Genomic DNA, 9554 nt, shown 5'->3' on the forward strand with positions numbered 1-9554 from the left:
AGCCGGGGCTTTCGATATGCGTATCGAAAGCTCGCCCAAACAGTGGACGACGTTATATCAGGGCGGCAATTTCTCACGCGGTTACATCGTCAAGAAAGACGAGCTGAACACGGCGGCACAGTCGACGCGCTGGCTGGTCTTCAACACAACGCGCCCCCTGTTTCAGGATCGGCGGGTACGTCAGGCCCTGACGCTGGCGTTTGATTTCAACTGGATGAACAAAGCGCTGTTTTTTAACAGCTATCAGCGTGCCAATAGCCTGTTTCAAAACACGGAGTACGCGGCGACGGGCCTTCCCAGCGCCAGCGAGCTGCAATGGCTGACGCCGTTAAAAGATCGCATACCCGCAGAAGTCTTTGGTCCCGCTTACCGTCCGCCTGAATCCGACGGCAACGGTTACGATCGCGCGCATCTGCTGCAAGCGCTCGACCTGCTGAAGCAGGCGGGCTGGGAGCTAAAAAACAACGCGCTGGTCAACCAGCAGACCGGCCGCCCCTTTCGGTTTGAGCTGTTGATCTCCAACGCTGGCAACGCTCAGTTCGTGCTGCCGTTTCAGCACAGTCTGAAACGACTGGGCATCGAGATGACGGTGCGTATGGTGGATGTGCCGCAGTTCAACAACCGTCTGCGCAAGCGGGATTTCGATATGCTGTCGCGGCCCTATGTCACCGAGCCGTATCCCAGCGCTAATCTGGCGATGAGCTGGAGCAGCCAGTATCTCGACTCCAGCTACAACTCCCCCGGCGTGCAAGATCCCGCCATCGATCACCTGATTGAGGAGATTATCCGCCATCAGGGCGATAAGTCGGCGTTGCTGCCGCTCGGGCGCGCGCTAGATCGGGTAGTGACCTGGCAACAGTTCATGATCCCGATGTGGTTTAGCAATCATGACCGCTTTGCCTATTGGAACAAGTTCGGTATCCCCGCCGTACGTCCGACGTACGCGCTGGGGTTTGACAGCTGGTGGTACGACGCTGATAAAGCCGCCACCCTCCCGGCCGAACGGCAATAAGGACTGAATATGGGAAATTACCTGTTACGACGACTGCTTTTCGTGATCCCTACTTTGTGGGCGATTATCACCGTCAATTTCTTTATCGTTCAAATCGCGCCGGGCGGACCGGTCGATCAGGCCATCGCGGCGATTGAGATGGGACAGTTGAGCGGCTACGGCAGCAGCGGCGGTCAGGCCAACGGGCTGGGCGGCAAACCCTCGGTAGAGAATACCTATCGCGGCGGTCGGGGATTGGATCCGGAGGTGATACAGGAAATCACCCAACGCTACGGCTTCGACAAACCGCTGCACGAACGCTATTTCAAGATGCTGTGGGACTATGTGCGTTTCGACTTCGGCGATAGCCTGTTTCGCGGCGAGTCGGTGATCAGCCTTATCAAGGATCGCATGCCGGTGTCCATCTCGCTGGGGCTGTGGAGCACGCTGATTATCTACCTGGTCTCAATACCACTGGGTATCAAAAAGGCGGTTCGCGACGGTTCGAGCTTTGATACCTGGAGCAGCACGCTGATCGTGGTTGGTTACGCCATCCCGGCATTTTTGTTCGCTATCCTGCTAATCGTACTGTTCGCGGGCGGCAGCTATCTGGACTGGTTCCCGCTGCGGGGTCTGGTTTCCAGCCACTTCGACACCCTGCCCTGGTACGGCAAGATCACCGACTATCTGTGGCATATCACGCTGCCGGTGTTGGCCCTGGTGATCGGCGGCTTTGCCACGCTGACGATGCTGACCAAAAATGCCTTTCTGGATGAGATCCGCAAGCAATACGTCGTCACCGCACGCGCCAAAGGGCTCAATGAGAAAAGCATTCTGTACCGTCACGTATTCCGCAACGCCATGCTGCTGGTCATCGCCGGTTTTCCCGCCACCTTTATCAGCATGTTCTTTACCGGTTCGCTGCTGATCGAAGTCATGTTCTCGCTCAATGGGCTGGGGCTATTGGGCTACGATGCCACACTACAGCGCGACTACCCGGTCATGTTCGGCACGCTGTATATCTTCACGCTCGTCGGCTTGCTGCTGAATATCATCAGCGACATGACCTACACGCTGGTCGATCCGCGTATTGATTTTGAGGAGCGCCAATGAGTCGACTCAGTCCCCCTAACCAAGCCCGCTGGGCGCGCTTCCGACACAATCGCCGGGGCTACTGGTCACTGTGGATTTTTCTGATCTTCTTCATCGTCACGCTGTTTTCGGAGTTGATCGCCAACGATAAGCCGCTATTGGTGCGCTATGACGGTCAGTTTTATGTGCCGTTTATGGCCAACTATAGCGAAACCACTTTTGGCGGTGAGTTTGCTACTACGGCCGACTATCGCGATCCGTATCTGGTCAAACGGCTGGAAGATCATGGCTGGGCCCTGTGGCCTCCGGTGCGTTATCACTACGACACCATCAATTACGCCACGACCACGGCATTTCCCTCGCCGCCGTCCTGGGACAATCTGCTCGGCACCGACAGTCAGGGCAAAGACGTGTTAGCGCAGGTGCTATATGGCTTTCGTCTGTCGCTCCTGTTCGGCCTGTCGCTCACCCTGTTGTCCTCCGTTATCGGCATTGTCGTCGGCGCGACGCAGGGCTACTACGGCGGCCGACTCGACCTTTGGGGGCAACGCTTTATCGAAGTCTGGTCGGGCATGCCGACGCTATTTTTGATTATTTTGCTCTCCAGCGTGCTGCAACCGACGTTCTGGTGGCTGCTGGCGATTACCGTGCTGTTCGGCTGGATGACGCTGGTCGGCGTGGTGCGGGCGGAGTTCCTGCGCACCCGCAACTTCGACTATATCCGGGCAGCGCAGGCCATGGGCGTCAGTGACCTCATGATTATCTTCCGCTGCATGTTGCCCAATGCGATGGTGGCGACGCTCACCTACCTGCCGTTTATCCTCTGTGGTTCCATCATCACGCTGACGTCGCTGGACTTTCTGGGCTTCGGCCTGCCGATAGGCTCGCCCTCGCTGGGCGGACTGCTGCTCGAAGGCAAAAATAACCTGCAGGCGCCGTGGCTCGGGATCACCATCTTCATGGTAATGGCGATCGTCCTGTCACTCCTGATCTTTATCGGCGAAGCGGTACGCGACGCCTTCGACCCGAGCAAGGTGTATTGATATGACCACGACTCCCCTGTTACAGATCAAAGATCTCAGCATCGCCTTCCAGCACGGTGATGCCGAAAGGCGCGTGGTAGACGGCGTTTCCTTCGATATTCACACGGGCGAAACGCTCGCGCTGGTCGGCGAGTCCGGCTCTGGGAAAAGCGTGACGGCGCTGTCGATTTTGCGCCTGCTGCCTTCCCCGCCGACGCGCTATCCTCAGGGCGATATTCTGTTCGACGGTCAATCCCTACTGCATGCGCAGGAAGAGACGTTGAGGCGGTTGCGCGGCAATCGTATCGCCATGATTTTCCAGGAGCCGATGGTCTCGCTCAATCCGCTGCAAAGCGTGGAAAAACAGCTGGCGGAAGTGCTGTCGCTACACCGGGGAATGCGTCGGGAAGCGGCACGCGGCGAGATCGTCGAGTGTCTGGAGCGCGTCGGTATACGGCAGGCGAAATCCCGACTGGCGGACTACCCGCACCAACTGTCGGGCGGAGAGCGTCAGCGCATCATGATCGCGATGGCGTTGCTCACCCAGCCCGATTTGCTGATTGCTGACGAGCCAACCACGGCGCTGGATGTCACGGTGCAGGCGCAAATCCTGACCCTGCTGGCGGAGTTAAAGCAGGAGCTGGGGATGAGTCTGCTGTTTATTACTCATAACCTGAACATCGTCCGGCGACTGGCGGACAACATCGCAGTGATGCAAAACGGCCAATGCGTTGAACTCAATCAGGCTCATGCGCTGCTGACGTCTCCCCAACATCCTTATACGCGCCAACTGCTGAACGCTGAACCGACCGGTGATCCCCCTGCGCTGACGACGGAGCCTTCGCCGCTGTTGGAGGTCAAACACCTGAGCGTGAGCTTCCCGGTCAAACGCGGGTTACTGAAGCGTAAAACGGCAGAAAAACAGGTAGTGCAGGACATTAGCTTTACGCTGCGACGGGGGGAAAGTCTGGGATTGGTCGGCGAATCCGGCTCCGGCAAAAGCACCACGGGGCTGGCGCTGCTGAGGCTGCTGGTCTCTCAAGGTGAAATCTGGTTCGATGGTCAGCCACTGCATCAGTTCGGCCGTCGTCAAATGCTGCCGATGCGTCGACGCATACAGGTCGTGTTTCAGGACCCCAACTCCTCGCTGAATCCACGCCTGAATGTGGAGCAGATTATTGCCGAAGGGCTCACCGTGCATGCCAAAATGACGTCCGCAGAGCGCGAAGCGCGGGTGGTCGCCACGCTGCAGGAAGTGGGGCTAGACCCGGACAGCCGCCATCGCTACCCGTCTGAGTTTTCCGGCGGCCAGCGCCAGCGTATCGCCATTGCCCGTGCGCTGATCCTGCAACCCGAACTGCTGATTCTGGATGAACCGACGTCATCGCTCGACCGCACCGTACAGGCGCAGATTTTGACGCTGTTACAGGCGCTACAGCGCAAACATGGGCTCGCTTATGTGTTTATCAGTCATGACCTGCAGGTGGTCCGCACGCTGTGCCATCAGGTGATCGTGCTGCAAGAGGGTCACGTCGTGGAGCAGGGAGAGTGTCGGGCAGTCTTTACTGAGCCACAGCAGCCCTACACGCGTGAGCTACTGCAGTTATCGATGTGAGAGCAACCCGGCCTGCGGGTTGCCTTTCAGAAGGGATATTGCGCGCTAATGGGCTCGGCAATCGCCACGCCCAGATTTTTCAGCCGACATAAGGCGGCGCTTTCATCCTGACGGTGCAGAAACAGGCAGGACTCCCCTTCCCATTCCAGCACGCTGCACTCCACCTGGATTTCGTCCAGCGATCGTTTCAGCTGCGGCATAATACGGCGAGCATCTTCTTCATCATGACTTAACATCTTGAATCCGATGAGGTTATCGTCATCTTCGCTGCCGTTGAGGGGGATCGGTTCTACACGGATACCCGTGCAACCCGTTAACCAACGGTAACTTTGCGGCAAACGATGAACCACCGAAAGTTGAAGACTATTCACAGCTGTTTTCCTCGGTTAAGCAAAAATGCAAATTTACAAAATAAAAACATAATCAAAACATCTTTGACGCGGGCTTCCTGCCTGACATCAGCCCTGCGCTAAGGCGCTCGCGGCGGTAAAACCACCCGGCGACCTGTTCGTGATAACCCATTCTGACGGTTATATTTTGTTAAGGCGATCACGAATGAGGGGTAATTTTTGTTATATGTAACCTTTTACCCCCGATATCTCAACCGTTATTTTCATATTATTCACTTTTTAGAGCAAAATATTCACAATTAAGGAACATTCGTGCTTCTTTGTTGTGGCATGTCGCGATCGACTCAAGCACGACGAGGCCGGTTGGCATACACATAAAGCGCCAATGCGCCCGCCGAACACACCACCATACTGATCACCATCGGCCAGGCCGTATGGAACGCCGCCACCGACAGCGCAACGCCGACCAGCGAACCCAATCCGAAACGCAACGTCCCTGCAACGGAAGAGGCCGTCCCCGCCATATGCGGGAAATCGCCCAGCACCACGGCCAGCGCATTTGAGGCGACCGTCGCCACGCAGCCGACATAGATGGCTACCCCGACGACCAGCGGCAGAAACCCCAGATGCAGGGCGCAAACCGCCACCAGAAAGATCCCCATGACAAACTGAATCAGAATGCCCAGGCGGAACATAAATAACGCCCCCATTCGCGACACGATGCGGCTGTTCAACAACGTCATCAGGAACAGAAAGATGATGTTAAGCGCAAAATAGTAACCGAAATTCTGCGGTGACACGCCGTTCAGATCGATGTACACGAACGGCCCTGCGCTGAGAAACGAGAACATACCGGCGAACGATAGGCCGCTGGCGAGCATATAGCTCATCACCCGGCGATGGCGAAACAGCAGCACAAAGTTGTTCAGCGTCGTTTGCAGGTTAAACCGCTGTCGGCGTTCTGGCGGCAGCGACTCACGCACATATTTCCAGACCAGCACAGAGGTCAGAAGCGAGGCGGCGGCGATCGTCCAGAAAATGGCATGCCAGTTCAACCAAAACAGCAGCGCGCCGCCTAAAATGGGCGCCAGCAGAGGGGCGACGGTCATGACCAGGATGACAAACGACATCATCCGCGAGAACTCCTCTTTGGAGAACATATCCCGCATCAGCGCATTGATGACCACGCTCGCGGACGCTGCGGACAGGCCATGAAGAAAGCGCATCGCCACCAGCTGTTCCACCGTTTGTGAAAGCGCGCAGGCGACGGCGGCGACCGTGAACATGATCACGCCTCCGAGAATGACCGGGCGACGTCCGACGCTGTCCGACATTGGGCCGTAAAATATCTGGCCGATGGCGAAGCCGAAGATGTAGGCGCTGAGCGTCATCTGCACGCGTCCGGCGTCTACGTCAAACTCTTTGGCGATAACCGGAAGCGCAGGCAAATACATGTCGATGGCGAGCGGCATCAGCATGGAGATCAGGCCCAGAATGACGATCAGACCAACGCGGGAAGGTAGTTGAGCTTGCACTGAAAATCATTCTCCTGATAGACAACACGATCCCACGACGAAGGAGCACGTGGCCCCGCACTTTTTCACCGACGGTCTGGACGCAACGATTGACGAAACGCTGAACGGGTCGGGCCGCCCATACCAATGACGGCCCCGATCAGAAGACGGTTAGAGGCCGACGCTGGCCACTTCTTCCGGCGTCAGAGGACGGTACTCGCCCTCGTCCAGCGACGCGTCCAGAACGATACCGCCGATACGCTCCCGGTGAAGCGCCACCACGTGGTTCCCCACCGCGGCAAACATGCGTTTCACCTGATGGTAGCGACCTTCGCTGATGGTCAAGCGCACCTGCTGATCATCGACCTGTTCCAACGTGGCGGGCAGCGTCAGACTCTTTTCATTGTTCAGCTGGATCCCGGCGGCGAACTGCGCGGCCGTCTCCGGGTGTAAAGGCTGTTCCAGCGTCACAAGATAGGTTTTCTCGCAGTGGTGTTTGGGCGAGGTGATGCGATGAGACCACTGCCCGTCGTCCGTCAACAGCACCAGTCCGCTGGTATCAATATCCAGGCGGCCTGCGGCGTGAAGCTTATGCGCCATCGGCTCATCCATAAAGTATAGGATAGTCGGGTGGTCCGGATCGTCGGTAGAACAGACATAGCCCTGCGGCTTATGCAGCATGAAATAGCGCGGCCCGTGCTGCTGTTCGAGGGGACGACCGTCAAACTCGACGATCTGGTCCGGCAACAGCTTGAAAGAGCCGGTTTTGACGACTTCGCCATCCACAGTGACTCGCTGAGCGCGAAGTTCACGCGCGACCAGGGAACGGCTGAGTCCCAACTGCTGAGATAAAAATTTGTCCAATCGCATTAACGGTTTACTGCCTATATTGCATATGTGGCTGGTCAGGGCTTGGCCCTGCGTGCAGGAACGAGTCATCGTGTCGCTGTGTTCGCCGCGCCGACCGCAAATGCTTGCTGGTTGACCGGCTCAACGCCTACCGTTGCTCGCTCCTATCCTGAGTAATAGGCATAATAGAAGCAATTTCGCTGCTGTCCAAGCGGCGGAACCCTTCTCAATGGTGGTGTGCATATTCCAAAGGAGCCTTATTATGTCATCAATTCAGGGTGATGAAGTACTACAAATGATGATACCAACCGAGCACCACGCCAAGAAAACGCCATTGCGCTCCCACGTTGCCGTCGCTTTCCATCAAGGCGTCCGCCTTGATGCCGACGCGCGAAAAGCGGAGTCCATCCTGTCGTTAACTGCCCTGCTCTATCGCTAACTATGTCGTTTACGCTACGTCCCTACCAGCGCGAGGCCGTTGACGCCACGCTGGACTATTTTCGTCATCACGCCTCGCCCGCCGTGATCGTTCTTCCTACCGGCGCGGGCAAAAGTCTGGTGATTGCCGAGCTGGCGCGACTGGCGCGCGGACGCGTGCTGGTCTTGGCGCACGTCAAAGAGCTGGTCGAGCAAAACCACGCCAAGTATCGGGCGCTGGGACTGGAAGCCGATATCTTTTCCGCCGGACTGGGACAACGCCAAAGTCAGGGCAAAGTAGTCTTTGGCAGCGTTCAATCCGTCGCTCGCCATCTGACGCATTTCGATCATGCGTTTTCATTGCTGATCGTCGATGAGTGTCACCGCATCGGAGACGCGGATGATAGCCAGTACCGCCAGATTCTGCGCCACCTGCAGAGCGTCAATCCCCGGCTGCGGCTACTGGGCCTGACCGCGACGCCTTATCGGCTCGGCAAGGGGTGGATCTATCAATACCACTATCATGGGATGGTGCGAGGAGACGAAAACTGTCTGTTTCGTGACTGTATCTATGAGCTGCCGCTGCGTTACATGATTAAACACGGTTTTTTGGTGCCACCGGACCGTCTGGATATGCCGGTGATTCAGTACGACTTCAGCAAACTGAAAGTACAAAGTCACGGGCTGTTCAGCGAAGCCGACCTGAACCGGGAGCTGAAGCGTCAGAAACGCGTCACGCCGCAAATCATCCGTCAGGTTCAGGACTATGGAGCCGACCGGAAAGGCGTAATGATCTTCGCCTCCACGGTGGAACACGCCACTGAAATCACCCACCTGCTGCCAGAGGGCGAAGCGGCGCTCATCAGCGGTGAAACCCCGCCCGGAGAGCGCGATGCCCTGATTGCGGCGTTCAAGCAGCAGCAGTTGCGCTACCTAGTCAACGTTTCCGTGCTGACCACCGGCTTTGACGCGCCACATGTCGATCTGATCGCTATCTTGCGCCCTACCGAATCCGTCAGCCTGTATCAGCAAATTGTCGGGCGCGGTCTGCGTCTCTCTCCGGGCAAAACCGACTGTCTGATTTTGGACTACGCGGGCAATCCCTTCGACCTCTACACGCCGGAAGTCGGCGCGAGCAAGTCGCACGCGGACAGCCAGCCGGTGCAGGTGTTCTGCCCACAGTGCGGCTTTGCCAATCTGTTTTGGGGAAAATGTACGGAAGACGGGACGGTCATCGAACATTTCGGCCGCCGCTGTCAGGGGTTTACCGAAGAGGATGATGGCCGACGCGAGCAGTGCGACTACCGCTTCCGCTTTAAAAGCTGCCCGCATTGCGGCGCTGAAAACGATATTGCCGCCCGTCGCTGCCATCAGTGCGACGCCATACTGGTCGATCCTGACGATATGCTCAAAGCCGCGCTGAAACTCCGTGACGCCCTCGTGCTGCGCTGCAGCGGCATGAGCCTGACGCCGGGAGCGGATAGTCAAGGCGACTGGCTGCGCATCACCTACCACGATGAGGACGGCGCAGAGGTCAATGAACGTTTCCGGCTGCATACGCCCGCGCAACGAAAGGCCTTTGAGTATGTATTTCTGCGCGTTCATCAGCGCGCGCCCGGCGTCCCCTTCGCCTGGAAAACCAGCGCCGACATTCTGCAGCAGCAGGAGCGGCTGCGCGCGCCCGACTTCGTCGTCGCCCGCCAG

At 57.5% G+C, this 9554-nt stretch carries 9 protein-coding genes; 6 read left to right on the forward strand and 3 right to left on the reverse strand.

The window, feature by feature from the left end:
* The 4 genes from Q7O77_RS10340 to yejF form a co-directional block, all read left to right on the forward strand.
* Nucleotides 1–1012 (forward strand): ABC transporter substrate-binding protein (locus Q7O77_RS10340; protein WP_304166648.1); only part of this gene is annotated, 1012 nt, incomplete at its 5' end.
* 9 nt (nt 1013–1021) lie between these two features.
* Nucleotides 1022–2104, forward strand: a complete 1083-nt coding sequence (locus tag Q7O77_RS10345; RefSeq protein ID WP_304166651.1) for a microcin C ABC transporter permease YejB — start codon at nt 1022–1024, stop codon at nt 2102–2104.
* The gene (locus tag Q7O77_RS10350) at nt 2101–3126 is read left to right on the forward strand and encodes an ABC transporter permease (RefSeq protein ID WP_304166654.1); all 1026 of its coding nucleotides are present in this window, start codon (nt 2101–2103) and stop codon (nt 3124–3126) included. The genes Q7O77_RS10345 and Q7O77_RS10350 overlap by 4 nt, the downstream gene beginning before the upstream one ends.
* Nucleotide 3127: 1 nt before the next feature.
* The gene (gene yejF, locus Q7O77_RS10355) at nt 3128–4720 is read left to right on the forward strand and encodes a microcin C ABC transporter ATP-binding protein YejF (RefSeq protein WP_304166657.1); all 1593 of its coding nucleotides are present in this window, start codon (nt 3128–3130) and stop codon (nt 4718–4720) included.
* A 26-nt stretch (nt 4721–4746) separates the two neighbouring features.
* On the opposite strand, the gene Q7O77_RS10360 is transcribed toward yejF, so the two are convergent.
* The 3 genes from Q7O77_RS10360 to rsuA all read right to left on the reverse strand — a co-directional run bounded on the left by Q7O77_RS10360 (nt 4747) and on the right by rsuA (nt 7454).
* Nucleotides 4747–5091: a YejG family protein gene (locus Q7O77_RS10360; RefSeq protein WP_085652911.1), complete on the reverse strand. Its 345-nt coding sequence runs from the start codon at nt 5089–5091 to the stop codon at nt 4747–4749.
* A gap of 323 nt (nt 5092–5414) precedes the next feature.
* Entirely contained in the window at nt 5415–6605 is a 1191-nt protein-coding gene (locus tag Q7O77_RS10365) for a Bcr/CflA family multidrug efflux MFS transporter (RefSeq protein WP_304166661.1), read from the reverse strand.
* Nucleotides 6606–6755: 150 nt separating this feature from the next.
* A complete protein-coding gene (gene rsuA, locus Q7O77_RS10370; RefSeq protein WP_304166663.1) occupies nt 6756–7454 on the reverse strand; it encodes a 16S rRNA pseudouridine(516) synthase RsuA in 699 nt (232 codons plus the stop codon).
* A 274-nt stretch (nt 7455–7728) separates the two neighbouring features.
* On the opposite strand from rsuA, the gene Q7O77_RS10375 reads away from it, so the two are divergent.
* Nucleotides 7729–7872 (forward strand): hypothetical protein, encoded by a 144-nt coding sequence (locus Q7O77_RS10375; protein ID WP_304166666.1) that lies wholly within the window; start codon nt 7729–7731, stop codon nt 7870–7872.
* A 2-nt stretch (nt 7873–7874) separates the two neighbouring features.
* Nucleotides 7875–9554, forward strand: a 1680-nt coding sequence (locus Q7O77_RS10380; protein ID WP_304166669.1) for a DEAD/DEAH box helicase, incomplete at its 3' end; no start/stop codon positions are given.

This window comes from Lonsdalea britannica (assembly GCF_946477055.1).
GTDB classification, from domain to species: Bacteria; Pseudomonadota; Gammaproteobacteria; order Enterobacterales; family Enterobacteriaceae; genus Lonsdalea; species Lonsdalea britannica_A.

Coding starts and splice junctions, on each gene's coding strand:
- Q7O77_RS10345 (WP_304166651.1), top strand. CDS start 1,022: ATGGGAAATTACCTGTTACGACGACTGCTTTTCGTGATCCCTACTTTG.
- Q7O77_RS10350 (WP_304166654.1), top strand. CDS start 2,101: ATGAGTCGACTCAGTCCCCCTAACCAAGCCCGCTGGGCGCGCTTCCGA.
- yejF (WP_304166657.1), top strand. CDS start 3,128: ATGACCACGACTCCCCTGTTACAGATCAAAGATCTCAGCATCGCCTTC.
- rsuA (WP_304166663.1), bottom strand. CDS start 7,454: ATGCGATTGGACAAATTTTTATCTCAGCAGTTGGGACTCAGCCGTTCC.
- Q7O77_RS10375 (WP_304166666.1), top strand. CDS start 7,729: ATGATGATACCAACCGAGCACCACGCCAAGAAAACGCCATTGCGCTCC.